The following is a 24335-nucleotide window of genomic DNA, read 5'->3' as shown; positions in this document are numbered from 1 at the left end:
GAGTACGGGAGCGGATGCCGGCCGGGACCCGTCCCGCGCATCCTTCCGGCATGAGTGAGACCCCGGTCAAACAGCAGAACACGACGGCGTACTACGGTCAGGCCGTCGCCTCCTTCGCCGTCGCGCTCGCGGCCGTCGCCCTCGGAATCTTCAATCTGGAGGCCGACGTCTGGGTGCGCGCCTTCCTCGGGATCGCGGTCCTCTACCTCACGACCTCGGCGTTCACACTGGCCAAGGTGGTGCGGGACAAGCAGGAGGCCGGGCAGATCGTCAGCCGTGTCGACCAGGCGCGGCTGGAGAAGCTCCTCGCGGAGCACGACCCCTTCCAGAAGCTGTGACGAAGCGATGGACAGGGTCTAAGCGCTTGCTCAGGTTCGGGGTATGGTGTTCGTCCTGTCGGACGGAAGGGGCGAGCGATGAGCACGGCGGAGGAAACGCCCGGCGCCGAGGACGTGCCGTGGGGTGAGGTCACCCCGGAGGCGGCCAGGAGGCTGCTGGTCGCCGCCGTCGAGGCGTTCGCCGAGCGCGGCTACCACGCGACCACGACGCGCGACATCGCGGGCCGGGCCGGAATGAGTCCGGCCGCGCTGTACATCCACTACAAGACCAAGGAAGAACTGCTCCACCGGATCAGCCGAATCGGCCACGACCGGGCGCTGGAGATCCTGGAGGCGGCGGCCGGCAGCGGCGGCACGGCGGCCGAGCGGCTCGCCGACGCCGTACACTCCTTCGTCCGCTGGCACGCCGGACACCACATGACCGCGCGTGTCGTCCAGTACGAACTCGACGCGCTCAGCGAGGAGCACCGGACCGAGATCGTCGAGCTGCGCCGCAGGAGCGACGCGGCGGTGCGCCGGATCCTCAACGAAGGCGTGGCGGCGGGGGAGTTCGACGTCCCCGACGTGCCGGGCACGACCCTCGCCGTGCTGTCCCTCTGCATCGACGTGGCGCGCTGGTTCAACGTGCAGGGGCGCCGGACGCCGGACGAGGTCGGCGCGCTGTACGCCGACCTCGTGCTGCGGATGGTGGGTTCCGGTGCGCAGACGGGCGCTCGGAAGTAGCAGCGCCCGGAAGAAGCGGTGGCCGGAAGCAGGGGCGTCCGGAGGCAGGAACGCCCGGAAGCAGGAACGCCCGGAGGCAGGAACGCTCAGAAGAAGTAGCGGGAGACCGACTCGGCGACGCACACCGGCTTGTCGCCGCCCTCGCGCTCCACGGTGACGACGGCCGTCACCTGCACGCCGCCGCCCGCCTCCTCGACGCTCTTGAGGACGGCGGTCGCGCGCAGCCGCGAGCCGACCGGGACGGGGGAGGGGAAACGCACCTTGTTCGTCCCGTAGTTGATGCCCATCTTCATCCCCTCGACCCGCATGATCTGAGGGACCAGGGTGGGCAGCAGCGACAGCGTCAGATAGCCGTGCGCGATGGTCGTCCCGAACGGCCCGCCCGCGGCGCGCTCCGGGTCCACGTGGATCCACTGGTGGTCGCCGGTGGCCTCGGCGAAGAGGTCGATCCGCTTCTGCTCGACCTCCAGCCAGTCGCTGTACCCCAGCTGCTCGCCGACCCCGGCGGTCAGCTCCTCGGCGGATGTGAAGATCCTCGGCTCGGCCATGTCCCTGTCTCCTGCCTCTCGCCCGGTCCCTATGTATGCCTAAGCGACTGCTTAGCATGGTCGCGGTGAGGGCTTCTGTCAACGGAGCCCCGAGCCGTGAGCCGCGCGAACGACAGCGGGCCCAGCATGATCCGCCGGACGCCCTAGGCTCGGCGGGTGCCGCAGATTCCCGAGAACGTCCACGAACTCACCGTCGGCCAGCTCTCCGCGCGCAGCGGAGCCGCGGTGTCCGCCCTGCACTTCTACGAGTCCAAGGGACTCATCAGCAGCCGCAGGACTCCGGGGAACCAGCGCAGGTACGGGCGCGACGCGCTGCGCCGGGTCGCCTTCGTCCGCGCCGCGCAGCGCGTCGGCATTCCGCTGGCCACGATCCGCGACGCCCTGGCCGAACTCCCCGAGGGGCGTACGCCCAACCGCGCGGACTGGGCACGGCTCTCCGAGGCATGGCGCTCCGAGCTCGACGAGCGCATCAAGCAGCTCGGGCGGCTGCGCGACCACCTCACCGACTGCATCGGCTGCGGCTGTCTGTCGCTGGAGACATGCGTCCTCTCCAACCCGGACGACGTCTTCGGCGAACGCATGGCCGGCTCGCGTCTGATGCCGGAACGCCGGCGCGCCCAGGCAGCCGACTGACCCCTCAGCCGCGGTCGGAGGGGCTCGGGCGCGGGGTGAACGAGTACAGGAACGCGACGACCAGCACGAACGCCGCGGTGCCCATGAGCAGGAGGGGCGGTTCGACGGCCTCGTGGATCAGCCACGAGCCCAGCAGACCTCCGGCGAACATGGCCAGGACCGCGGCGACACGGCGCAGCGTATTGCGGGTGCCCGTCGGGATCCGGGTGTCGAGGCCGAGGGGCGAGCCGCCGAGAAGCGCCGTCATCGACCGGGTGACCACCGTCGTCGGCACGTCCGGGACGCTCGCGCGCATGGTCGTGACATTGCGCATGCCCATGGCGAAGGCGACCAGCGCGATGACCACGTAGTGCCGGCCGGAGGGAGGTTCGCCGGCGCGCACGACCCCCCAGGCCACCAGCCCGGCGACGGCCAGCAGAACGGCTTCGCCGTAGAGGGCCATGACGAGCCACCGGCGCCCGACGCTGTCCTCGTGCGACTCGAACCGGGCGCCCAGCACCGCCCCGAGGGCGAAACCGGCGAGCGAGGCCAGGCACGCGGCCACGGACAGAGTCCGGGCGCCGCCCACCGCGAACGCCAGGAAGAGTGTGTTGCCCGTCTGGACGGCCGTGAAGACCGGCCCCAGCGCGAGGACGCTGATCGCTTCCACCATCCCGGTGACCGCGGTGAGCGCCACCATCGTCGTGGTGAGGGCGGTACCGTGCGTGGACTTCACGCGCCGAGTCTCGGCCCGTCGCCCGCCCGCCGACCGCATTGCGCCGACCGTGGGCGCGCGTGGCCCGCCGACTCGCTGAAGAGGAAGGCGAAGGCGTCCAGGCCGTCGGGGACGACCAGGCGTGCGCCCTTGCCGCCGCCCAGGCACGACTCGGTGACGGCCTGGACGAGACCGCCGTCCGACAGGTCGTGCGCCGCGTCGACCATGCCGTCGCGGGAGGCCGAGATCAGGACCGCCACGTTCAACGCCCGCCGATGAACCTCATCGGTCCCGAGGTCGTGCGGGACATGGTCGCGCTGCTCGAGGAACTGTCGCACCCGACCGCCCCACGCGCGCGTGGCCGGGCGACCGCCGCAAGCCGCGCACAGGCCGGGCCGGATGGCGCCGGGGCGCCGGGCGGCGCCGGGGGGGCGCCGGGTGGCCCGCACCCCCGTGACGGGCCACCCCGCGCCGCCGGCCGACCCGCGCCGGGCGCTCACTCGTGAGCGGGTCCGCGTTCGGACGCTCATGGATCGTCAGCGGTCGGCGGTGACGCGCACCGTCGACATGTCGGGACTCCTCGGGCGTGGTTCACATCGGGTCCACTGTGCACGCGCCCCATTCCTGTGGGCCATCGATTTCCGCTCTGGTAACGTCCCGCCCTTTCACGGCGGCTGAGCCCGGGCCGCCGCGACCAGCGCCGCGTTGGAGGGGGCGGGGCGGCCGTCCGGGAGGAGCAGGGTGTCCTCCAGGCCGATGCGGGTGTCGAGACCGAGGCGACGGGCCAGGCGCAGGACCGGCCAGGCTCCGGCGTCCTCGCCGTGGAGCAGGACGGGCAGGCCGTGGGCGGCGCCCAGTTCGGCCAGCAGGGCGCGGGCCGAGGACGCGGCGGTGGCGGGGGACGGGTCCGTCACCTCGGCCAGTACGCGGAGCGCGTGCGGCGCGAGGGGGGAGCGCAGGAAGCGCCGGGCGCCGGGGGTGCCCGACCAGACGCCGGCCTCGAAGCCGACCCCGCGCTCCAGCAGGGCCGCAGCGAGCTCTTCGGCGCCGTCCTCGTGCCAGTTCACCGACGCGTGGTCGGGCAGCGCCGTCCAGGAGCGGATGCGTTCGGCCCGCCGGGCCGGGTCGGGCTCGGCCCAGGCGCCCGTGGTCACGCCCACCGGGACGTCCACCACGGCCTGCACCGCCTCAAGGACGGGGGCGACCACACGCGGCGACAGCGAGTCGCTTCCGCACGGCGTCTTCGGGTGCACATGCACCTCCGCCGCGCCGGCGGCGACCGCGGCCGCCGCCGATTCGGCCAGCGCGGCCGGTGACATGGGCACCGCGGGCGAATCACCCGCGCCACGGGGCCCGTTGAGACAGACCTGGATCATGGCTCCGATGGTGCCAGCCGCCACTGACAGCGCACCGCCTGCGACGCACGCCGAACCGGTCGGCGCGGTGCGCGCTACGCCACCGAGGCCAGCTCCACACCCCTGATCCGCTTGGCGGCCCTGACGGCGTCGTTGGTCAGCACCGGCCGTGGCACCACCACACCGCAGCCGGTGCACACCGGGCCGAACCACGGCTCGTTCGCCAGATCCTGGCGCCACACGATCCGGTTGCCCCGGCACACCGGGCAGACCGCCCCGGGCGCGGCTCCCAGCGCGGTGATCAGCCGTCGCAGCACTTCTCCCAGCGGAGCGACCGGATGCACCGCGGGATCGACGCAGCGTGCGATGCCATTGCCGCCCCAGGTCCGCCGGTGCCAGTCGTCGAACGCCCCGGGCCGCCGCAGCCCGTTGTGCTTCTCGCGCTTGCGGCGCTCCGCGAACTCCTCCTCGTACGCGAGCCACACGTCCCGGGCCTCTTCCAGTTCATCGACCGCGGCCACCAGCCGCTCCGGATCGGGTGCCCGGTCATCGGGCCCTATGCCGTGCCTGGCGCACAGATGGTGCCAGGTCGCCCGGTGCCCGTAAGGGGCGAACCGCTCCAGGCACTTCCGCAGCGAATGGCGCCGCAGCGCCAGATCACCCCGCGGGTCGCGCACCTGTCTCGCAAGACTCCGGAAACCGGCCATGGCACTGCCACCTCCGTCGCTCGTACTTCGGCGTTGAGGAATGGACGTACGAGTACCCGATCCGGCTCCCTCGAACATCCGTACAGCGGATTGCGGGTGTGGCGATTCGGAAAAAGTGACGGTTGTTCATCTCAACGATCCGTCATACCGCCGGTAACCTCCGCCGCACCCGCCTCTTCGACCGACAGGGCCCAGCCCCGAGGAGCATCCATGCGACGACGCACCGGACCCCCCACCGGACGCTTCAGAACCGCCTGTGCGGCACTCGTACTCGGAACGGCCCTGCTGGCCCCGCTGCCGCAGGGCGCCGCGGCCGCCACCGCCGGCCCCGACCCCGCCCCCGACCACTGCCTGAACCAGGGCCTGAGCCAGTGCGCCGACATCCTGCCGCCCGGCCAGAACGGCAACGCGACGCTCGCCGACATCCTTCTGCACCAGGTCCTCGGCACCCGTCCCGCCCACAGCTCCGACCAACTCGCCCGCTACGAATCCCTCGTGGGCGGCTACGGCGGCCTCACCGACGCCAGGCTCACCGACTTCTTCAACGACGCCTCCTTCGGCGTCCCGGCCGACCAGGTCGAGTCCGTCGCGACACCGCGCCCGGACGTCACCATCACCCGGGACAGGAAGACCGGTGTCCCGCACATCAAGGGCACCACCCGCTACGGCACGGAGTTCGGCGCCGGGTACGCGGCCGCCCAGGACCGGCTGTGGATGATGGACCTGTTCCGGCACATCGGCCGAGGCGAGCTGACCTCGTTCGCCGGCGGCGCGCTCGCCAACCAGGGCCTGGAGCAGCAGTTCTGGCCGCAGGCCCCGTACACCGAGGCCGACTACGAGGCCCAGATCGCCCGTATCCGCGGCACCGAGGGTGCCCGCGGCGAACAGGCCATGGCCGACGCGCAGGCATACGTCGACGGCATCAACGCCTACCGAGAGCAGGCCAAGGACGGCAGGTACTTCCCCGGCGAGTACGTCCTCACCGGCCACATCGACTCCATCACCAACGTCGGCGAGATCCAGCCGTTCAAGCTCACCGACCTCATCGCCATCGCCTCCGTCGTCGGCGGCCAGTTCGGCGGCGGCGGTGGCGGCGAGGTCCAGGCCGCCCTCTCGCTCCTCGCCGCGCAGCAGAAGTACGGCGTCGTCGAAGGCACCGCCGTCTGGGAGTCGTTCCGCCAGCGCAACGACCCCGAGGCCGTGCTCACCGTGCACGACGGCACCTCCTTCCCGTACGCCGAGAAGCCCGCGAACCCGCGCGGCACCGCCCTGCCCGACCCGGGCTCCGTCAGGGCCGAGCAGCTCGTGTACGACCGCACCGGCTCGGCCGGCACCGGCGCCAGGGCGCCGGTGCGCGCCCCACAGCGCCTCAGGCCCGCCCAGGGCATCTTCGACGACGGCGTCCTGCCGCCCGGCTCGCTCGACCCGAAGCGCGGCATGTCCAACGCCCTGCTCGTCTCCGGCGCGCACACGGCGAGCGGAAACCCGGTCGCCGTCTTCGGGCCGCAGACCGGCTACTTCGCGCCGCAGTTGCTGATGCTCCAGGAGCTCCAGGGGCCGGGCATCTCCGCCCGCGGCGTCTCCTTCGCGGGTGTCGGCATGTACGTCCAGATGGGCCGCGGCCAGGACTACGCCTGGTCCGCGACGTCGGCGGCCCAGGACCTGACCGACACCTATGCGATCGAGCTGTGCCAGGACGACACCCACTACCTCTACCGGGGCGTGTGCACCCCGATGGAGAAGCTGGAGAAGCGCAACTCCTGGAAGCCCACCGTCGCCGACGGCACGGCCGAGGGCTCGTACCGCATGCAGGTCTGGCGCACCAAGTACGGCATCGTCACGCACCGCGCCACGGTCGGCGGCAAGCCCGTCGCGTACACCACCCTGCGGACCACCTACCGCCACGAGGCCGACTCGATCATCGGCTTCCAGCTGCTCAACGACCCGTCGTACGTGACGGACGCCGCCTCCTTCCAGCAGGCCGTCCACCACATCGACTACGCCTTCAACTGGTTCTACGCGGACTCCCGAACCGCCGCCTACTACAACAGCGGCATGAACCCCGTGCGCGCGGCGGGGGTCGATCCGGCGCTGCCCGTGAAGGCCGAGCAGGCGTACGAGTGGCAGGGCTTCGACCCCGCCGCCAACACCGCCGCGTACACGCCCTTCGCGCAGCATCCGCAGTCCGTCGGCCAGGACTACTACATCTCCTGGAACAACCGGCAGGCCAAGGACTACAACACCGCGGGGTTCGGCTTCGGCGCCGTGCACCGCGGCGATCTGCTCGACGGGAGGGTGGCCGAGCTCGTAGCGGACGGCGGGGTCACCCGGGCCTCGCTGACCCGGGCGATGGCCGAGGCGGGCGTCACCGATCTGCGCGGCGAGCAGCTGCTTCCCGAACTGCTGGCGGTGGTGCGCAGCACGCCCGTCGCCGATCCGCAGCTGAACGCCGCCGTGCAGAAGCTGGACGCCTGGCGGGCGGCCGGTGCGCAGCGCAAGGAGACCTCACCCGGGTCGCACGCCTACGCCCACGCCGAGGCGGTCCGGATCATGGACGCGTGGTGGCCACTGCTGGTGGAGGCCGAGTTCAGGCCGGGGCTCGGTGACGAGCTGTACGCCGCCCTGACCGCGAGCCTCGCCGTCGACGAGTCGCCCGCGGCGAACCACGGGCCGACCGGGGCGCACGGGGGCTCCGCCTTCCAGAACGGCTGGTGGGGCCTGGCCGACAAGGACCTCCGCCGGGTCCTCGGCCGGCCGGTGGCGGGTCCGCTGGCACGCCCGTACTGCGGTGGCGGGGTGCTGAGCGCGTGCCGTGAGACGCTCCTGACGACCCTGGGGCAGGCGGTGGCGAAGCCGGCGAACCAGGTGTACCCCGGCGACGAGAACTGCGCGGCGGGTGACCAGTGGTGCACGGACGCGATCGTGCACCGCGCGCTGGGCGGCATCACGCATCCGGCCGTCCACTGGCAGAACCGTCCGACGTACCAGCAGGTGGTGGAGTTCCCGACCCACCGTTGACGCAAGCTCGCCTCCTGCCCCCCTGCGCCCCCTGCCCCCCTGCGCCCCCTGCGCCCCGGTGGGCGCAGGGGGCATCCGGGCGCAGGGGTCTCCGCGTCGTACGCCGGAGCCGCCGGCTCCGATCAGTGGTACCGCAGGTACCGCTTCCGCACCGCCCGGAACGCCGCAAGATCGTCCTGCCAGGCCCCGACCACCTCGTCCGTGTCCGCGCCCGCGTCGATCAGGGTGCGCACACGCGTGGAGCCGGTGAGCTTGTCGATCCAGTTGTCGGAGCGCCAGGCGAAACCGCTCCAGCTGCGCTTCGCCGTCACCAGCAGGGCGATCCCGGTGCGGACGGGGTCGTACGCCTCCCGGTCGTGCACATGGAGCTGCACACCGCCGACCGTCCTGCCCTGGAACTTGGAGAACGTCGGCGCGAAGTACGCCTCCCGGAAGCGGACTCCGGGCAGCTCAAGGGCGTTGGCCGCCTCCGCCCAGGCGCGGTCGACGCCCTCCGCGCCGAGGAGTTCGAAGGGGCGGGTCGTCCCGCGGCCCTCGGAGAGATTGGTGCCCTCGAAGAGGCAGGTGCCCGAGTAGACGAGGGCGGTCTCGGGCGTCGGCATGTTGGGGCTCGGCGGCACCCAGGGCAGCCCGGTCGCGTCGTAGAAGTCCTCGCGGCGCCAGCCGGTCATCCGCACGGTCTCCAGCTCCACCGGCGCCGCGGTGAGGAACTCGCCGTTGAAGAGGAGCGCCAGCTCGGCGACGGTCATGCCGTGCGCCTGGGCGATGGGCTCACGGCCGACGAACGTCGCGAACGCCTTGTCCAGGACGGGCCCGAGCGCCGCCCTTCCGGTGACCGGATTGGGCCGGTCCAGGACGACGAACCGCTTCCCCGCGAGCGCGGCCGCCTGCATGCAGTCGTACAGCGTCCAGATGTACGTGTAGAAGCGGGCGCCCGCGTCCTGGATGTCGAAGACGACGGTGTCGACGCCGGAGGCGGTGAAGATGTCCGCGAGCGGCTGTCCGCTCTTGAGGTAGGTGTCGTAGACGGGCAGTCCGGTCGCGGGGTCGTCGTAGCGGCCCTCCGAACCGCCCGCCTGGGCCGTGCCGCGGAAGCCGTGCTCGGGACCGAAGACGGCGACCAGGTCCACCCGGTCGTCGGCGTGCATGACGTCGACGATGTGGCGGGTGTCGCGGGTGATGCCGGTGGGGTTGGTGACGACGCCGACGCGTTCGCCCGAGAGGAGCCCGTAGCCGTCGGCGGCGAGTCGTTCGAAGCCGGTACGGACCCGGCTGCCGCCGTGGTGCGCCGCGGCGGGCGCGGCGGACGCCGCGGTGGAGGCGGTCGCGGCCAGAGCGCCGGCGCCGACCGCGCCGCCCGCCGCCAGCAGACCCCGTCTGGACAGGCTCATCGCACTACCTCCGTGATCGCTACATCTGTCATGGGCACGCACGGTAGCGCGGGCCAGGGCCCCGGGGAACGAGCCGGGACACCACGGTTCCCCGTCCGCCCCTTCCGCGTGAACATACCGACTGGTTAGTCTGCCGTCCGGAGTGTCCCGAGTGAGCCGCGACGGAAGGCAGGTCCCATGAGTACGGTGCAGGGCGCGAACGTGGTGGTCACGGGAGCGGGCGGAGGCATCGGGGCAGCGCTCGCCCGCCGCTTCACCGCGGAGGGCGCACGGGTCGTCGTCAACGACATCGACCCCGGCAGGACCAAGGCCATCGCCGCCGAGACCGGCGCCATCCCCGTCGCCGGCGACGCCTCCGCCATCGTCGAGGAGGCGCGCGACGCCCTCGGCGGCACCGTGGACATCTACTGCGCCAACGCCGGACTCGCCTCGCCCGGCGACGCGTTCGCCGACGAGGACATATGGGCGGCCGCCTGGGACGTCAACGTCATGGCCCACGTCCGCGCCGTCCGCACCCTGCTGCCCGGCTGGCTCGAGCGCGGCAGCGGCCGCTTCGTCTCCACGGTCTCCGCCGCGGGACTGCTCACCATGATCGGCGCGGCGCCCTACAGCGCCACCAAGCACGGCGCCGTCGCCTTCGCCGAGTGGCTCTCGCTGACGTACCGTCACCGGGGCCTGAAGGTCCACGCCATCTGCCCCCAGGGCGTGCGTACGGACATGCTCACCGCCGCCGGCTCGGCCGGCGAGCTCGTCCTCGCCCCCAGTGCCATCGAGCCCGAGGACGTCGCCGACGCGCTCCTCGACGGAATCGAGGCCGACCGCTTCCTGATCCTGCCGCACCCCGAGGTGGCCGCCTACTACCGGGCCCGTGCCGACGACACCGAGCACTGGCTCGGCAGCATGAACCGCATCCAGCGCACATGGGAAGGGGCGGGCGCGTGACCGGGTCGATCTACGCCGCCAGGCCCTGGCTCGGCCGGCTCACCGATGCCCAGCGGGCCCCCGTCACACCGCCCGCCACCGTCCTCCACGCCTTCCGCGCCGCCGTCGCCCGCGCACCCGAACGCACCGCCCTCGCCTACTTCGACGGACGCCTGAGCTACGCCGAGACCGACGCGCTCTCCGACTCCGTGGCCGGCCGGCTCGCCGCCCGGGGCATCGCGCGCGGCGACCGCGTCGCGCTGATGCTGCAGAACAGCCCTCACTTCGTGATCGCCCTGCTCGGCGCATGGAAGGCCGGGGCGACCGTCGTGCCGCTCAACCCCATGTACAAGTCCGCCGAGACGGCCCACATCCTCCAGGACGCGGACGCGGCGGCGGTCATCTGCTCCGACCGCGCCTGGGAGGCGTACATCCGGGACACCGCCGCCGGCTCACCCGTACGCGTCGCCGTCACCACCTGCGAGCTGGACCTCCAGACCCGCGACGACGCACGCGTCCTCGGCTTCGGGCGGCTGACCCGGCCCGACGACACCGACGACCTCCTCGCCGTCGCCCGTGCCGGCCACCCCGCACCCGCCGGCCGCGAACTCACCGCCACCGACGTGGCGTTGATCAGCTACACCTCGGGCACGAGCGGCCGCCCCAAGGGCGCCATGAACCCGCACGGCGCCCTCACCTACAACGCCGAGCGCCAGCGCACCGGCCACCCCGTGCCGGAGGGCGCCTGCTACTTCGCGCTCGCGCCCCTCTTCCACATCACCGGAATGGTCTGCGAGCTCGCCGCCTGCATCGCCAACGCCGGCACCCTCGCCCTCGCCTACCGCTTCGACCCGGGCGTCGTCCTCGACGCCTTCGCCGAGCACCGCCCCGCCTACACCGTGGGTCCCTCCACCGCGTTCATGGCGCTGGCCGCCCACCCCGGGGCGACCCGGGAGCACTTCGCGTCCTTCCAGGTGATCTCCTCCGGTGGGGCGCCCGTGCCACCCGCCCTCGTCGAGAAGTTCCGCGCGGGCTTCGGACCGTACATCCGCAACGGCTACGGCCTGACCGAGTGCACCGCCCCCTGCGCCGCCGTACCGCCCGAGCGGGAGGCCCCCGTCGACCCGGCGTCCGGCACCCTCTCCGTCGGCCTGCCGGGACCCGACACGGTCGTCCGCATCGTCGACGACAACGGCGAGGAGGTGCCCTTCGGCGAGCACGGCGAGATCGTCGTGCGCGGCCCGCAGCTCGCCCTCGGCTACTGGCGCATGCCGGACGCCACCGCCGCCGGCTTCCCGGACGGGGAGCTGCGCACCGGCGACATCGGCTTCATGGACGCCGACGGCTGGCTGTACGTCGTCGACCGCAAGAAGGACATGATCAACGCATCGGGCTTCAAGGTCTGGCCGCGCGAGGTCGAGGACGTCCTCTACACACACCCGGCCGTCCGCGAGGCGGCCGTCGTCGGAATCCCCGACGCCTACCGCGGCGAGACCGTGAAGGCGTACGTCAGCCTCCGCCCGGGCGCCTGTGCCGACCCCGCCGAGCTGGCGGACTACTGCAAGGAACGCCTGGCCGCGTACAAGTCCCCACGGCAGGTCGAGGTCCTGGAGGAGCTGCCCAAGACCAGCAGTGGGAAGATCCTCAGGCGGGAACTGCGTTCCCGCCGATGAACACGTGTGAGCCGAGCGAAGGGCAGGTGGCGGCAATGGCCAGGACGACGGACGGGAGCGGCACCCCCGTCCCCCAGAGGCTGCTGGCCGCCGCCACCCGGCTCTTCGCCGAGCAGGGGTACGACCGCACGTCCGTCCAGGAGATCGTCGAGGCGGCGGGCGTCACCAAGGGCGCGCTCTACCACTACTTCGGCTCCAAGGAGGACCTCCTCCAGGAGGTCTACTCACGGGTCCTGCGGCTCCAGCAGGAGCGCCTCGACGCCTTCGCCGAGGCGGACGCACCGGTCGAGCGGCGGCTGCGGGACGCGGCCGCCGACGTCGTCGTCACCACCATCGAGAACCTCGACGACGCGGCGATCTTCTTCCGCTCCATGCACCACCTCAGCCCGGAGAAGAACAAGCAGGTCCGCGCCGAGCGCAGGCACTACCACGAGCGCTTCCGCGCGCTCATCGAGGAGGGCCAGCGCAGCGGGGTCTTCTCCGACGCGACCCCCGCGGACCTGGTCGTGGACTACCACTTCGGCTCGGTCCACCACCTGTCCACCTGGTACCGCCCGGACGGGCCGCTCACACAGCAGCAGGTCGCCGACCACCTCGCCGACCTGCTGCTGCGCGCGCTGCGCCCCTAGGCCCTGTCGTTCGGATCTTGCCGGGCTCGCACGTCCTGGCACGCGCATCTGCCGCGTTGTCGTCAGCCGACTTCCCCGTAGCCCTTCGGGCACGGGAGGTGTCCCCACCGCGTCGACTCCTTCCTCCGCCTTGCAGCTGCACGCACCGCTGTGACATCAGCCGCTCCGCGGCGGGCCGCGCCCTGATCCGGCCTGATCCGAACGACAGGACCTAGGTCATGTCTTCACAGTCCGTCCGCCCGGTGGCGTCTGGCACGCTCCTCCCCCTGAGCTCGCGTCTGGGAGGTGCCCCCACCCCCGTGGCCCTTCGGGCACGGGAGGTGCCCTGACCGCTTGGACTCCGTCCTCCGCCTTGGGATCGCACGCACCAGACGCCGCCGGGCCCGCCCTTCGGGCGGACGGGGCGTCATGTGCCGGACACGGCCTACAGGTACTTCTTGAGTTCCTGACGTGCCAGCGACCGCTGGTGCACCTCGTCTGGGCCGTCCGCCAGCATCAGCGTCCGCGCTCCCGCCCACAGTTCGGCCAGCGGGAAGTCCTGGCTCACCCCGCCCGCGCCGTGCACCTGGACCGCCCGGTCGAGGATGTCCACGACCGCCCGCGGGGTGGCGATCTTGATGGCCTGGATCTCGGTGTGCGCACCGCGGTTGCCGACCGTGTCCATCAGCCACGCGGTCTTCAGCACCAGCAGCCGCAGCTGCTCGACCGTCACCCGGGCGTCCGCGATCCACGCCTGTACGACGCCCTGCTGGGCGATCGGCCTGCCGAAGGCGGTACGCGACACGGCCCGTCGGCACATCAGCTCGATGGCCCGCTCGGCCATGCCGATCAGGCGCATGCAGTGGTGGATGCGGCCGGGGCCGAGGCGCGCCTGGGCGATCGCGAAGCCGCCGCCCTCCTCGCCGATCAGGTTCGACGCCGGGACCCGGACGTCGTCGAAGACGACCTCCGCGTGGCCGCCGTGCAGATGGTCCTCGTAGCCGTACACCTGCATCGCGCGGCGGACCTCGACGCCGGGCGTGTCGCGCGGGACGAGGATCATCGACTGCTGGCGGCGGATGTCCGGGCCGTCCGGGTCGGTCTTGCCCATGACGATGAAGATCCGGCAGTTCGGGTTCATCGCCCCGGAGATGTACCACTTGCGGCCGTTGACGACGTAGTCGTCGCCGTCCCTGTCGATCCGCGTCTCGATGTTCGTCGCGTCGGACGAGGCCACCTCGGGCTCGGTCATCGCGAAGGCCGAGCGGATCTCACCGGCCAGCAGCGGCTCGAGCCACTGCTTCTTCTGCTCGTCCGAGCCGAAGAGGGCGAGCACCTCCATGTTGCCGGTGTCCGGTGCCGCGCAGTTCAGCGCGGTCGGCGCGAGATGCGGGGAGCGGCCGGTGATCTCGGCGAGCGGCGCGTACTGGAGGTTGGTCAGCCCGGCGCCGTACTCCGCATCCGGGAGGAAGAGGTTCCACAGGCCCTGCCTGCGGGCCTCGGCCTTGAGCTCCTCGATCACCGGCGGGGTGTCCCACGGGGACGCGAGTTTCGCGTGCTGCTCGTGGGCGACCGCCTCGGCCGGGTACACGTGCTCGTCCATGAAGGCGAGGAGCCGGTCCCGCAGCTCCTCGGTGCGCGCGTCGAAAGCGAAGTCCATGCTGATCAGCCTTCCTGCAGGGTGGTGAGGCCGTGCTCGATGAAGACGGGGACGAGGTCGCCGATGCGGTCGAAGCCGGCGCCGACGGTCTGGCCGAGGGTGTAGCGGTAGTGGATGCCCTCCAGGATCACGGCGAGCTTGAACCAGGCGAACGCCGTGTACCAGGAGATGGCGGAGGTGTCCCGGCCGGAGCGGGCGGCGTACCGCTCGACCAGCTCCCGCGCGTCCGGATGTCCTGCCGCCGCCGCGGTCGTGCTGATGGGGGAGTCGGGCAGCTCCAGCTTCTGGCTGTACATCACGAGCAGCCCGAGGTCGGTGAGCGGGTCGCCGAGCGTGGACATCTCCCAGTCGAGCACCGCTCTGATCCGGTCGTCGTCGCCCATCAGTACGTTGTCGAGGCGGTAGTCCCCGTGGACGACGGTCGCCGCGGGGGAGGCCGGAAGGGCGCGGCCGAGCGCGGCGTGCAGCTCGTCGATGCCCGCGAGCTCGCGGTTGCGGGAGGCGTCGAGCTGCTTCCCCCAGCGGCGCAGCTGCCGGTCGAGGAAGCCCTCCGGGCGGCCGAAGTCGCCGAGGCCGACGGACCCGGGGTCCACGGCGTGCAGATCGACGAGCGTGTCGACGAGTCCGAGGACGGCGTCCCGGGTGCGCTCGGGTCCGAGCGGGGCGAGCTCCTCGGCCGTGCGGTAGGGGGTGCCCTCGACGAACTCCATGACGTAGAAGGGCGCGCCGAGGACGGACTCGTCCTCGCAGAGCAGCAGCGGCTCGGGCACCGGCACGGCCGTCGGGTGCAGCGCCTCGATGACCCGGTGCTCGCGCTTCATGTCGTGGGCGGTGGCGAGGACATGGCCGAGTGGGGGCCGGCGCACCACCCAGCGGCCCGTGCCGTCGGTGACGGCGTACGTCAGGTTCGACCGGCCGCCCTGGATCAGCCGGGCGCTGAGCGGTCCGCTCACCAGGCCGGGCCGCTCGCGGTCGAGATGGCCGCGCAGCTGCTCGGGGTCGAGACCTGGGGGGTGGACTGAGCTCATCGGGGCACCTCCGGAGGGGCGGCTGTTCGTTGGCGTTCATGATGACCGACCAGTCGGTATGTCGTCCAGGGCGGGACGGGTGCGGTGATGTGCCGCGGACGGAAAGTCGGTTCCCGCCTCTGGCCCCGGAGTCGTATCCCTGAATAGAGTTCACGTATGGATACCGCGATGATGATCGACACGGTCCGGCTCACCCCGATCCTCATGGCCGACCCGCCGCTGCTCAACACCCAGGGCGTCCACCAGCCGTACACCCCGCGCCTCATCATCGAGGTCGTCACCAGGGGAGGCATCACGGGCGTCGGCGAGACATACGGCGACGGGAAGTACCTCGACATCGCCCGCCCGCTCGCGGAGGCTCTCCCGGGCCACCCGGTCACCGATCTGAACGGACTCTTCGCCCTCGCCGAGCAGGTGTGCGGCGACTCACGGGCCGCCGACGAGCGCGTCGACGCGGGCGGACTGCGCGGCGTCCAGACCGCCGACAAGCTGCGCCTCTCGGTCGTATCCGGCTTCGAGGTAGCCTGCCTCGACGCCCTCGGAAAGACGCTCGGCCTGCCCGTGCACGCCCTGCTCGGCGGCAAGGTCCGCAACTCCGTCGAGTACAGCGCCTACCTCTTCTACCGCTGGGCCGCCCACCCGGAGGGCGGCGAGAGCGACGACTGGGGCGCCGCGCTCGACCCGGCCGGCGTCGTCGCCCAGGCGCGCCGCTTCGCACGCGAGCACGGATTCACCTCCTTCAAGCTCAAGGGCGGCGTCTTCGAGCCCGACGAGGAGATCGCCGCGATCCGCGCGCTCGCCGAAGCCTTCCCCGGCCGGCCGCTGCGCCTCGACCCCAACGGCGCCTGGTCCGTGAAGACCTCGCTGTACGTCGCCGAGGAGCTGAAGGACGTCCTGGAGTACCTGGAGGACCCGGCGAGCGGCACCGACCGCATGGCCGAGGTCGCGGCCGGCACGGACGTGCCGCTCGCCACCAACATGTGCGTCACGACCTTCCCCGAGATCCCGGAGGCGTTCGCGCGCGGCGCCGTACAGATCGTCCTCTCCGACCACCACTACTGGGGCGGACTGCACCGTACGCGCGAACTGGCCGCGATCTGCCGGACGTTCGGGGTCGGCCTGTCCATGCACTCCAACACCCACCTGGGCATCAGTCTCGCCGCGATGACCCACGTCGCGGCGACGGTCCCCGGGCTCGGGCACGCCTGCGACAGCCACTATCCCTGGCAGGCCGAGGACGTCATCACGAAACGCCACGTCTTCGAGGGCGGCCGGCTGGCCGTGTCCGACGCGCCGGGACTCGGGGTCGAGCTCGACCGGGAGCGGCTCGCGGCGCTGCACCGGCGGTGGCTGGAGGACGACGGCACGATGCGCGATCGCGACGACGCCTCGGCGATGCGCGTGGCCGAGCCGGGCTGGCGCACCCCGCCGGTGCCCCGCTGGTAGCAGGGCCCTGCCCGGGCACCGCCCGGGGGCTGCGCAGGGTGCGGCTGCCACCGGTGGGCGGTGGGGCGGGGCCCACGGGCCCCGGCCCGGGGTGCCGGTGCGGCGATCGCCGGTGAACGGCCGGTCCGGGATCCCTCCGGGCTCGACTCCTGGGGCGGTGCCGCACAGCTCCGCTCTTGCCGCACGCCCGGTTCTTGCCGGCCCCTGGGGAGGCGCCTCTGAACGACCCCGCAGGGGGTGTGCGTCGCCGGCTGCGGGTCTTTCGGTCACGCCGGCGTCTGAGGCCGCGGGGATCCGGGGCGCGGGGATCCGGGGCGGAGCCGCGCCGTCGGGGCCCCGGACGGGGAAGCGTCAGGCGTGGCACGCCACCGGTACGCCCCCGTTCATCACCGCCATGTCCCCGAACACCGCCACCGGATCCAGCGGCGAACCCCCGGGCACCCCCTCCAGCTCCGCGTACGCGCGGTGCAGATTCGCCACCAGCCGCTCGCTCTCCCGCAGCTCCCCGAACTCCCCGAGCTCAGCCCCCCGCGCCGCCTCCAGCGGCGTCAGGCCCCTCGCGTGCCCCGCCTCCGCGAGCTCCGCCACGAACCGCAGGTAGCGCTCCGTCGCGTCGTACGCCGACGGGTCGGTGACCGGGCCGTGTCCGGGCACGACGATCCCGGCATCGAGTGAGCGCAGCAGGTCCAGAGCCCGCAGCGAGCCGGCGAGCGAGCCCATGGGGATGAAGGGCGTGCCGCCCTGGAACACCAGGTCCCCCACGAAGACGATCCCCTGCTCCGGCAGATGCACGACCGTGTCGCCGGTCGTGTGCGCCACGCCCGGGTGGATCAGGCGCACCTCCGTGCCGCCCGCGCGGAAGGTGAGGCGTTCGCTGTACGTCAGGTCCGGCGCGGTGATCGCGATGTCGCCGAACTCGGTCTCCGGCCAGATGAGATGGAGCTGGTGTCCCGCCGCGAGGACCTCGCTCCGGCACGCCTCGTGGCCGACGACGGTCGCCCCGGGGGCGAACACGGAGTTGCCGTAGGTGTGGTCGCCGTGGTGGTGCGTGTTGACGAGCGTCCTCGGCAGGGGCGCCCCGGTCGCGAGCAGTGCCTCGCGCAGCAGCCGGGCGCGCCGCTCGGTGGCGGCCGTGTCGACCAGGAGCGTCGACTCGCCGTCGCTGACGAAGCCCGCGTTGTTCAGGCACCAGCCGCCGTCGGGCTGCACGTATGCGTGCACGGACGGTGCGAGCTGGAGGGTGTAAGGGTCGGTGGCAGGCACCGTGGCTCCCCCGGGGAGTGTGGCCGAACGGACGGTGGCAGCCTGCCAGTCCGCCCCGCCCCCGGGGAAGCCGGGCAGGCCGCGCGGGCCGCGGAGGCCGCGCGGGCCGGGCAGATCACGGAGGCCGCGGAGGCCGGGCCCGCCGGCCCGGCCGTCAGCGCGTCGTCGGCGGTCGTCGGCGGTCGTCAGTGTTCGTCAGTGGTCGTCCCAGTGCCCGTCGTGCGCGGCATGGCGGTGGCCGTCGTGGACGTAGTCGACGTGGTCCCCGTGCTTCACCGCGGTGTGCCCGCACCCCTCGCCGTGTCGGTGGGCGTGGTCCCCGTGTGTCACGTGCCCGCCCGCCTCGCACTCGTCCCAGTGGCCCTGGTGCGAACGGTGCAGATGGCCGTCGTGCGCGTAGTCGATGTGGTCGCCGTGCACGATCTCGGTGTGTCCGCAGCCCGGTCCGTGGGCGTGCTCGTGGGTGGGGTGCTCCTGGTGCAGGACGGTCATGTCGTTCACCTTCGTGATGCGTGGGGCTTCGGGAATCCTGGCCCGACCCAGGCTAGTCCGAAATGTCCCATTGTTCAGTCGTCCCGGCGCTGCGTCGCCCCGGGGAGCCCTTCCGGCTTGCGCGAGCCCCGGGCCCGCCGGAGGGTCGGAGCATGAAGGCGATCAGCTACCGCCGCTACGGCGGCCCCGAGGTCCTGGAGTACGGCGATCTCCCGGAGCCGAAGCTCGGACCCGACCATGTGCTGGTCAAGGTGCGGGCGGCGGGCGTCAACCCGGTCGACTGGAAGGCCCGCGAGGGCCACCTGGACGGGGTCCTGGACGCCGTCTTCCCGGTGGTCCCCGGCTGGGACGTCTCCGGGGTCGTCGTCCAGCCGGGGCTGTCCGTGCCGGAGTTCGCCGTCGGGGACGAGGTCATGGGATACGTCCGCGAGGACTTCCTCTCCCGGGGCACGTGCGCCGAGTACGTCGCCGCCCCGGTCCGCGCGCTCGCCCGCAAGCCGCGCAATCTGACCTTCGAGGAGGCGGCCTGCCTGCCGCTGGCCGGGCTCACGGCCTATCAGGTGCTCACCCAGGCGCTGAGCATCGGCCAGGGCGACACGGTCCTCGTGCACGCGGCCGCGGGCGGGGTCGGCTCGATGGCCGTGCAGCTCGCCCACCACTTCGGCGCGCGGGTGATCGGCACCGCGAGCCCGCCGTCCCACGAGTACCTGCGCGATCTCGGTGCGGAGCCCGTGGTGTACGGAGACGGGCTCGCCGAGCGGGTGCGGGCGCTGGCGCCAGACGGGGTGCAGGCCGTCTTCGACACGATCGGCGGCGACACGCTCGCGGGCTCCGCCGAACTGCTCGCCCCGGGCGGCCGCCTCGCCTCCATCGCCGACCCGGCCGTGACCACGCTCGGCGGGCGCTACGTCTTCGTCCGGCCCAACACGGCAGACCTCTACCGGCTGAGCGAGCTCGCCGAGGAAGAGGTCATCGAGGTCCGTGTGGCCCGCAGCTTCCCGCTGGAGAGGACCGCGGACGCGCACCGGCTCAACGAGGAGGGCCACACCCGCGGAAAGATCGTCGTCACCGTCGACTGGGAGAGCTGAACGGGCCGGGGATCACCAGACGATCGCGACGGCGAAGGCGGCGAGCCCGAGCGCGCACGCGGTGGCCGCGAGCCCCTGCCCCAGGGGCATCGCGCCCGGAGGCCGGCCCGCGTCGAGCACCCCGATGCGCCGGTGCGCCACGGACAGGAAGCCCACCCACACCAGTGCGCTCAGCGCCAGGGCGACCAGGTCCTCCGCGGAGATGTCCGCGTGGTGCACCACCTGCCGCGCCGCCAGCACCGCGACGACCGTGAACGCCAGCGTCGTACGCCGCCACGCCAGCCGGGTCCGCTCCGGCTGGAGCCCCGGGTCCCGGGCCGGCACCCCGCTCACCGGCCCCCCGCTCACCCGCGCCCCCACGCCACGACCACCACCATGGCGACCGACACGGCGCCCACGACCAGCGCCAGCACCGTCGGGAAGCGCGACACGGGCAGATCCTCGCCGCGCCGCATCGCCCGCTCGCACCGCACCCAGTGGTTGACGGCCCGCAGCGCGCAGAGCACGCCCGTCCCGATCAGCGCGAGCGACAGCCCGACGCGGACGCCCCAGCGCAGGTCCGGCAGGAACTGGTCGACGGCGAACCCGCCGGCGATGAGCGCGAGGGCGGTACGGAGCCAGGCGAGGAACGTGCGCTCGTTGGCGAGCGAGAAGCGGTAGTCGGGCGTCTCGCCCTCGTCCCGGATCCGCTGGGGGGCCAGCCACAGCCGCAGACTCCGCACGAACTCGCTCACGCGTCGCACCCTACCGGCGGTGATCTCGCAGCCGCCGGTACGCCGCGAGACCGTCCGGCACCCACTCCCACGTGCCGAGCCGGGCCTCCAGCTCGGCCTCCGGAAGGAAGGCGTGCCAGGCGACCTCCTCCGCCTGCGGGTTCACCGGAAGATCGCAGCGGACCTCGTACACGGCGGACCACCACGTCTGCCCGAGCCCGCCCGGCTCGGCGGCCGGGGCCTCGTACAGGAACGTGAAGAGCGGCACGGGGCGGGGGAGTCCGCAGACGCCCAGCTCCTCCTCCGCCTCGCGCAGCGCCGCTCCGTCGTACGACTCGCCCGCGCCGACGACCCCGCCCACGAACATGTCGTACAGGGAGGGGAAGACCAGCTTCCCCGGGGTGCGGCGATGCACGAAGATCCTCCCCTCGGCGTCCCTGGCCTCGATGAACACACAGCGGTGGCGCAGGCCCCGCGCATAGACCTCGCCGCGCGGGGCCTGGCCGATGACCTCGTCGTTCTCGTCGACGATGTCGAGGATCTCGTCAGCTGCACTCGAAGCGGCACTCATACCGCCATCAAATCACCGGCCCACGACTCGACGTATTGACGAGTTACTCCCGCGTACCGAAGATCGGACCCATCCACCAGGCCCCGGCTCCGAGAGGGACGAACAACCCATGGCGTACGACGCTGATGTCATCGTGATCGGGGCGGGGCTCGCGGGGCTCGTGGCCACCGCCGAACTCGTCGACGCGGGCCGCCGCGTCATCCTCCTCGACCAGGAGCCCGAGCAGTCCATCGGCGGTCAGGCCCACTGGTCGTTCGGCGGCCTCTTCTTCGTCGACTCGCCCGAGCAGCGCCGGATGCGCATCAAGGACAGCCACGACCTGGCGCTCCAGGACTGGCTCGGCACGGCGGGCTTCGACCGCGACGAGGACCACTGGCCGCGGCGCTGGGCCGAGGCGTACGTCGACTTCGCCGCCGGCGAGAAGCGGTCCTGGCTGCACGCCCAGGGCGTCCGCTTCTTCCCGGTCGTCGGCTGGGCGGAGCGAGGCGGCTACGACGCGAACGGGCACGGGAACTCGGTGCCGCGCTTCCACATCACCTGGGGCACCGGCCCCGGCATCGTCGCCCCCTTCGAACGGCGGGTCAGGGAAGGCGCCGCACGCGGCCTCGTCGACCTGCGCTTCCGGCACCGGGTGACCGGACTGCGCCGCACCGGCGGCGCCGTGGACACCGTCACCGGCGAGATCCTGGAGCCGTCCGGCGTCGAGCGCGGCCGGGCGAGCAGCCGCGACACCACCGGCACCTTCGAACTCCGCGCCCAGGCCGTGATCGTCACCTCCGGCGGCATCGGCGGAAACCACGACCTCGTACGCGCCCAGTGGCCCGAGCGGCTCGGCACTCCGCCCGAGAAGCTGCTCTCCGGCGTACCGGCCCATGTCGACGGGCTGATGCTCGGCATCGCGGAGCAGGCGGGCGCGCGCCACATCAACCGCGATCGCATGTGGCACTACACCGAGGGCATCGAGAACTGGAACCCCATCTGGGCCAAGCACGGCATCCGGATCCTGCCCGGCCCCTCCTCGCTCTGGCTCGACGCACGCGGGCGGCGGCTGCCGGTGCCGCTCTTCCCCGGCTTCGACACGCTCGGGACGCTGGAGCACATCATGAGGTCCGGCCACGACCACACCTGGTTCGTGCTCGACCAGCGCATCATCGGCAAGGAGTTCGCGCTCTCCGGCTCCGAGCAGAACCCCGACCTGACGGGCAAGTCGATCCGCGACGTCATAGGCAGGGCGCGGGCGGACGTGCCCGGCCCGGTCAAGGCGTTCATGGACAACGGCGTGGACTTCGTCGTCGAGGACGACCTCGGCGCGCTGGTGCGAGGAATGAACGCGCTCACCAAGGAGCCGCTCATCGACGAGGCGGAGCTGCGCCGCGAGATCACCGCGCGCGACCGGGAGATCGCCAACCCCTTCACCAAGGACCTCCAGGTGACGGCGATCCGCGGGGCCCGCAACTACCTCGGGGACAAGCTCATCCGCACGGCGTCCCCGCACCGCATCCTCGACCCCAAGGCCGGGCCCCTCATCGCCGTCCGGCTCAACATCCTCACCCGCAAGTCGCTCGGCGGCCTGGAGACGGACCTGTCCTCCCGCGTCCTCACCGACGGCGGCGAGCCCCTCCCGGGCGTCTACGCCGCGGGCGAGGCGGCGGGGTTCGGCGGCGGCGGCGTCCACGGCTACCGGTCCCTGGAGGGCACCTTCCTCGGCGGCTGCATCTTCTCGGGCCGCGCGGCCGGCCGCGCGGCGGCGAAGGCGGTCTCCTAGGCCGCGCCTGAACAAACGGCGCGGTCCGCCCCTGGGGTGGGCCGGGCGGTGTCCGGTGCGTGCGGTCGCAGGGTGGGGGAGCGCGTCCATGCGGTGGGGCGCGTCCTGTGTCCGGGAGCAGGGAGTGTTGTCAGAGGTCGCGTCGTCCGCTCGGAGGGTGGGCCCGGCGGTGTCCGGTGCGTGCGGTCGCAGGGTGGGGGAGCGAGTCCACGCGGTGGGGTACGTCCTGTGCCCGGGAGCAGGGAGTGTCGTGAGAAGCAGCGTCGTTTGCTCAGAGGGTGGGCCGGGCGGTGTCCGGTGCGTGCGATCGCAAGGCGGAGGAGCGCGTCCACGCGGCGCGGGGGCACCTCCCAGGCGCGAGCTCTGGGGCAGCGTGCCGGACGCCGCGCGCCAGCGCATTTCGTCGGACACGGCCGGTGCCGTACGGCCTCCGGCCGTGACGCCGCCTCCCCCGGAGCCTCGCCTGAGAGGTGCCCCCAACGGGCTGGAGTTCCGGGGCGGAGCCCCGGGTCCGGCCGCCGCGGGCGTTCGAGGCGCGGGGGTCCGGACCCGGGGCCCCGGACCCGGGGTGCGACCGGCGGCGACGCGGCCGGAACTGCCGCCAGGTGGAACGCTCTTGACGCGGAGCGTTCCGTACCGCTTTGCTGTGCGCGATCACTCGCTCACATCCCGCGCTCGCGCCCCCTCCTCACCGAAGGAATCCCCGCGGATGCCCCCACCTCCGCCGCCGCTCGGCCGCGGCCGCCGCCGCTCCGCGCGCTCCGGGCAGTCCTTCGACCCGGCTCTCGACGACGCCGAACTCATCTCCGCCCGTGCCCAGTTGACGCAGGGCCGGTGGACCGCCGCCCACAAGCTGCTCGCCGCGACCGGAGACGACTGGGACCGCCGCGGCCACCGCCTCGTCGTGCTCGGGGAGCCCGCCTCCAGCGCCGCATGGGCGCGTGACTGGCTGCTCGTGGATCCCGGCAGCCCCGACGCCACCGTGCTGCTCGGCTGCGCCGCCGTGTCCGCGGCCCTGCGCGGCAAGGAGCACCCGGACAGGGCCCGCACCGCCTGCCGCGCCGCCGCGGGGCTCGCGCCCGAGGACCCCACCCCCTGGCTCGCCATGCTGCGGCTCGCCCGCACCCTCGGCACCGAGGAGGAGGTCGTCCGCCTCTTCGACGAGGTGCGGGCCCGCCACCCCGACCACCACCACGCCCACCACCTCATGGCCGCCCGACTCGCCGAGCGCCATCCCGACGCGGGCGCCGACCCGCTCCACGAGGTGTACGACTTCGCGGCCTGGGCCGCCGAACAGGCCCCCGCCGACTCCCCGCTCGCCGTCCTGCCCGTCGTCGCCCACGCCGAGCGCTACCGGGTGCTCGCCGCCGCCGGCAGCGAGCCCGCCGACCCGCTCGCCTCGGCCCATTGGTCGGGCCGCCGCGCCCGGCAGGTGATGAAGGCCGCCTTCGACTGGTGGCTGGAGTGGGAGCGCGAGGACCACCCGCGCAACCGTGTCGACCTCAACTTCCTCGCCCACGCCAAGTTCTGCGAGGGCAGGCCCGCGGAGGCCGCCGCGCTGTTCCTCCGCATCGGCCCGCACGGCACCCCAGGCCCCTGGTCGTATCCGGACCAGGACCCGTACGACGCGTTCCAAGCCGCGCGCGGCGCCGCGCTCGGCACTGTCTGATCCACCGCCGTATCCACCGCCGTATCCACCG

At 72.8% G+C, this 24335-nt stretch carries 23 protein-coding genes and 1 pseudogene; 11 read left to right on the top strand and 13 right to left on the bottom strand.

Annotated features, from left to right (window positions below; genetic code table 11):
* Positions 1-50 precede the first annotated feature (50 nt).
* Positions 51-338 (top strand): YiaA/YiaB family inner membrane protein, encoded by a 288-nt coding sequence (locus tag KK483_RS05820; protein WP_262004137.1) that lies wholly within the window; start codon positions 51-53, stop codon positions 336-338.
* A gap of 78 nt (positions 339-416) precedes the next feature.
* The gene (locus KK483_RS05815; RefSeq protein ID WP_262004136.1) at positions 417-1061 is read left to right on the top strand and encodes a TetR/AcrR family transcriptional regulator; all 645 of its coding nucleotides are present in this window, start codon (positions 417-419) and stop codon (positions 1059-1061) included.
* An 86-nt stretch (positions 1062-1147) separates the two neighbouring features.
* On the opposite strand, the gene KK483_RS05810 is transcribed toward KK483_RS05815, so the two are convergent.
* Positions 1148-1609 (bottom strand): MaoC family dehydratase, encoded by a 462-nt coding sequence (locus KK483_RS05810; protein ID WP_262004135.1) that lies wholly within the window; start codon positions 1607-1609, stop codon positions 1148-1150.
* A gap of 156 nt (positions 1610-1765) precedes the next feature.
* Here KK483_RS05810 and soxR point away from each other — a divergent pair, with 156 nt between their 5' ends.
* Positions 1766-2242 carry a redox-sensitive transcriptional activator SoxR gene (soxR, locus tag KK483_RS05805; protein ID WP_262004134.1) on the top strand — a complete coding sequence of 159 codons (477 nt, stop codon included), beginning with the start codon at positions 1766-1768 and terminating at the stop codon, positions 2240-2242.
* A 4-nt stretch (positions 2243-2246) separates the two neighbouring features.
* Here soxR and KK483_RS05800 read toward each other — a convergent pair whose 3' ends face one another.
* The 4 genes and pseudogenes from KK483_RS05800 to KK483_RS05785 all read right to left on the bottom strand — a co-directional run bounded on the left by KK483_RS05800 (position 2247) and on the right by KK483_RS05785 (position 4998).
* Positions 2247-2957 carry a YoaK family protein gene (locus KK483_RS05800; protein ID WP_262004133.1) on the bottom strand — a complete coding sequence of 237 codons (711 nt, stop codon included), beginning with the start codon at positions 2955-2957 and terminating at the stop codon, positions 2247-2249.
* A gap of 2 nt (positions 2958-2959) precedes the next feature.
* Positions 2960-3220: pseudogene (locus KK483_RS35460) on the bottom strand (AIR synthase-related protein); the annotation flags it as partial.
* Positions 3221-3601: 381 nt separating this feature from the next.
* Complete coding sequence (locus KK483_RS05790; protein WP_262004132.1) at positions 3602-4312, bottom strand: 3-keto-5-aminohexanoate cleavage protein; 711 nt, start codon at positions 4310-4312, stop codon at positions 3602-3604.
* Between the two features lie 74 nt (positions 4313-4386).
* The gene (locus KK483_RS05785) at positions 4387-4998 is read right to left on the bottom strand and encodes a hypothetical protein (RefSeq protein ID WP_262004131.1); all 612 of its coding nucleotides are present in this window, start codon (positions 4996-4998) and stop codon (positions 4387-4389) included.
* Positions 4999-5208: 210 nt separating this feature from the next.
* Between KK483_RS05785 and KK483_RS05780 the strand changes: the two genes are divergently transcribed.
* Entirely contained in the window at positions 5209-8016 is a 2808-nt protein-coding gene (locus KK483_RS05780) for a penicillin acylase family protein (RefSeq protein ID WP_262004130.1), read from the top strand.
* Positions 8017-8138: 122 nt separating this feature from the next.
* Here KK483_RS05780 and KK483_RS05775 read toward each other — a convergent pair whose 3' ends face one another.
* Positions 8139-9407, bottom strand: a complete 1269-nt coding sequence (locus tag KK483_RS05775; protein WP_262004129.1) for a DUF1343 domain-containing protein — start codon at positions 9405-9407, stop codon at positions 8139-8141.
* A 177-nt stretch (positions 9408-9584) separates the two neighbouring features.
* On the opposite strand from KK483_RS05775, the gene KK483_RS05770 reads away from it, so the two are divergent.
* From KK483_RS05770 to KK483_RS05760, 3 genes are read left to right on the top strand one after another with little or no spacing between them, the layout of a single operon-like run.
* The gene (locus KK483_RS05770; protein WP_262004128.1) at positions 9585-10349 is read left to right on the top strand and encodes an SDR family oxidoreductase; all 765 of its coding nucleotides are present in this window, start codon (positions 9585-9587) and stop codon (positions 10347-10349) included.
* Positions 10328-12001 (top strand): AMP-binding protein, encoded by a 1674-nt coding sequence (locus tag KK483_RS05765; RefSeq protein ID WP_262004127.1) that lies wholly within the window; start codon positions 10328-10330, stop codon positions 11999-12001. The genes KK483_RS05770 and KK483_RS05765 overlap by 22 nt, the downstream gene beginning before the upstream one ends.
* Positions 12002-12036: 35 nt before the next feature.
* On the top strand, positions 12037-12630 hold the full coding sequence (locus KK483_RS05760) for a TetR/AcrR family transcriptional regulator (protein ID WP_262004126.1): 594 nt from the start codon (positions 12037-12039) through the stop codon (positions 12628-12630).
* Between the two features lie 424 nt (positions 12631-13054).
* On the opposite strand, the gene KK483_RS05755 is transcribed toward KK483_RS05760, so the two are convergent.
* Both KK483_RS05755 and KK483_RS05750 read right to left on the bottom strand, forming a co-directional pair.
* A complete protein-coding gene (locus KK483_RS05755) occupies positions 13055-14269 on the bottom strand; it encodes an acyl-CoA dehydrogenase (protein ID WP_262004125.1) in 1215 nt (404 codons plus the stop codon).
* A 5-nt stretch (positions 14270-14274) separates the two neighbouring features.
* On the bottom strand, positions 14275-15297 hold the full coding sequence (locus KK483_RS05750; RefSeq protein ID WP_262004124.1) for a phosphotransferase family protein: 1023 nt from the start codon (positions 15295-15297) through the stop codon (positions 14275-14277).
* Between the two features lie 156 nt (positions 15298-15453).
* Here KK483_RS05750 and KK483_RS05745 point away from each other — a divergent pair, with 156 nt between their 5' ends.
* Positions 15454-16743 (top strand): glucarate dehydratase family protein, encoded by a 1290-nt coding sequence (locus KK483_RS05745; RefSeq protein ID WP_262004123.1) that lies wholly within the window; start codon positions 15454-15456, stop codon positions 16741-16743.
* A gap of 351 nt (positions 16744-17094) precedes the next feature.
* Here the strand turns inward: KK483_RS05745 and KK483_RS05740 are convergent, their stop codons facing one another.
* Positions 17095-18006, bottom strand: a complete 912-nt coding sequence (locus KK483_RS05740; RefSeq protein ID WP_262004122.1) for an MBL fold metallo-hydrolase — start codon at positions 18004-18006, stop codon at positions 17095-17097.
* Between the two features lie 195 nt (positions 18007-18201).
* Entirely contained in the window at positions 18202-18498 is a 297-nt protein-coding gene (locus tag KK483_RS05735) for a hypothetical protein (protein WP_262004121.1), read from the bottom strand.
* 152 nt (positions 18499-18650) lie between these two features.
* Here KK483_RS05735 and KK483_RS05730 point away from each other — a divergent pair, with 152 nt between their 5' ends.
* Positions 18651-19586 carry an NADP-dependent oxidoreductase gene (locus tag KK483_RS05730; RefSeq protein ID WP_262004120.1) on the top strand — a complete coding sequence of 312 codons (936 nt, stop codon included), beginning with the start codon at positions 18651-18653 and terminating at the stop codon, positions 19584-19586.
* Between the two features lie 12 nt (positions 19587-19598).
* Here KK483_RS05730 and KK483_RS05725 read toward each other — a convergent pair whose 3' ends face one another.
* Genes KK483_RS05725 through KK483_RS05715 form a run of 3 tightly spaced genes read right to left on the bottom strand, consistent with a single transcriptional unit; the run spans position 19599 to position 20870 of the window.
* On the bottom strand, positions 19599-19919 hold the full coding sequence (locus KK483_RS05725; RefSeq protein WP_262004119.1) for a DUF202 domain-containing protein: 321 nt from the start codon (positions 19917-19919) through the stop codon (positions 19599-19601).
* Between the two features lie 11 nt (positions 19920-19930).
* Positions 19931-20320, bottom strand: a complete 390-nt coding sequence (locus tag KK483_RS05720) for a YidH family protein (protein WP_262004118.1) — start codon at positions 20318-20320, stop codon at positions 19931-19933.
* Between the two features lie 10 nt (positions 20321-20330).
* Complete coding sequence (locus tag KK483_RS05715) at positions 20331-20870, bottom strand: NUDIX hydrolase (protein WP_262004117.1); 540 nt, start codon at positions 20868-20870, stop codon at positions 20331-20333.
* Between the two features lie 109 nt (positions 20871-20979).
* Here KK483_RS05715 and KK483_RS05710 point away from each other — a divergent pair, with 109 nt between their 5' ends.
* Positions 20980-22635, top strand: a complete 1656-nt coding sequence (locus KK483_RS05710) for an FAD-binding dehydrogenase (protein WP_262004116.1) — start codon at positions 20980-20982, stop codon at positions 22633-22635.
* Positions 22636-23344: 709 nt separating this feature from the next.
* Positions 23345-24304, top strand: coding sequence for a hypothetical protein (locus KK483_RS05705; protein WP_262004115.1), 960 nt, complete (start codon positions 23345-23347; stop codon positions 24302-24304).
* The last annotated feature ends 31 nt before the right edge of the window (positions 24305-24335 follow it).

Origin of the sequence: Streptomyces sp. FIT100 (genome assembly GCF_024584805.1) — a bacterium.
Classification (GTDB): Bacteria; Actinomycetota; Actinomycetes; order Streptomycetales; family Streptomycetaceae; genus Streptomyces.
This window is presented reverse-complemented; position numbering and strand designations above follow the sequence as displayed.

What these genes read in the sequence shown, in the direction of transcription:
- KK483_RS05820 (WP_262004137.1), top strand. Translation starts at nt 51, where the DNA reads ATGAGTGAGACCCCGGTCAAACAGCAGAACACGACGGCGTACTACGGT.
- KK483_RS05815 (WP_262004136.1), top strand. Translation starts at nt 417, where the DNA reads ATGAGCACGGCGGAGGAAACGCCCGGCGCCGAGGACGTGCCGTGGGGT.
- KK483_RS05810 (WP_262004135.1), bottom strand. Translation starts at nt 1,609, where the DNA reads ATGGCCGAGCCGAGGATCTTCACATCCGCCGAGGAGCTGACCGCCGGG.
- KK483_RS05790 (WP_262004132.1), bottom strand. Translation starts at nt 4,312, where the DNA reads ATGATCCAGGTCTGTCTCAACGGGCCCCGTGGCGCGGGTGATTCGCCC.
- KK483_RS05785 (WP_262004131.1), bottom strand. Translation starts at nt 4,998, where the DNA reads ATGGCCGGTTTCCGGAGTCTTGCGAGACAGGTGCGCGACCCGCGGGGT.
- KK483_RS05780 (WP_262004130.1), top strand. Translation starts at nt 5,209, where the DNA reads ATGCGACGACGCACCGGACCCCCCACCGGACGCTTCAGAACCGCCTGT.
- KK483_RS05775 (WP_262004129.1), bottom strand. Translation starts at nt 9,407, where the DNA reads ATGAGCCTGTCCAGACGGGGTCTGCTGGCGGCGGGCGGCGCGGTCGGC.
- KK483_RS05770 (WP_262004128.1), top strand. Translation starts at nt 9,585, where the DNA reads ATGAGTACGGTGCAGGGCGCGAACGTGGTGGTCACGGGAGCGGGCGGA.
- KK483_RS05765 (WP_262004127.1), top strand. Translation starts at nt 10,328, where the DNA reads ATGGGAAGGGGCGGGCGCGTGACCGGGTCGATCTACGCCGCCAGGCCC.
- KK483_RS05760 (WP_262004126.1), top strand. Translation starts at nt 12,037, where the DNA reads ATGGCCAGGACGACGGACGGGAGCGGCACCCCCGTCCCCCAGAGGCTG.
- KK483_RS05755 (WP_262004125.1), bottom strand. Translation starts at nt 14,269, where the DNA reads ATGGACTTCGCTTTCGACGCGCGCACCGAGGAGCTGCGGGACCGGCTC.
- KK483_RS05750 (WP_262004124.1), bottom strand. Translation starts at nt 15,297, where the DNA reads ATGAGCTCAGTCCACCCCCCAGGTCTCGACCCCGAGCAGCTGCGCGGC.
- KK483_RS05745 (WP_262004123.1), top strand. Translation starts at nt 15,454, where the DNA reads ATGGATACCGCGATGATGATCGACACGGTCCGGCTCACCCCGATCCTC.
- KK483_RS05735 (WP_262004121.1), bottom strand. Translation starts at nt 18,498, where the DNA reads ATGACCGTCCTGCACCAGGAGCACCCCACCCACGAGCACGCCCACGGA.
- KK483_RS05730 (WP_262004120.1), top strand. Translation starts at nt 18,651, where the DNA reads ATGAAGGCGATCAGCTACCGCCGCTACGGCGGCCCCGAGGTCCTGGAG.
- KK483_RS05715 (WP_262004117.1), bottom strand. Translation starts at nt 20,870, where the DNA reads ATGAGTGCCGCTTCGAGTGCAGCTGACGAGATCCTCGACATCGTCGAC.
- KK483_RS05710 (WP_262004116.1), top strand. Translation starts at nt 20,980, where the DNA reads ATGGCGTACGACGCTGATGTCATCGTGATCGGGGCGGGGCTCGCGGGG.
- KK483_RS05705 (WP_262004115.1), top strand. Translation starts at nt 23,345, where the DNA reads ATGCCCCCACCTCCGCCGCCGCTCGGCCGCGGCCGCCGCCGCTCCGCG.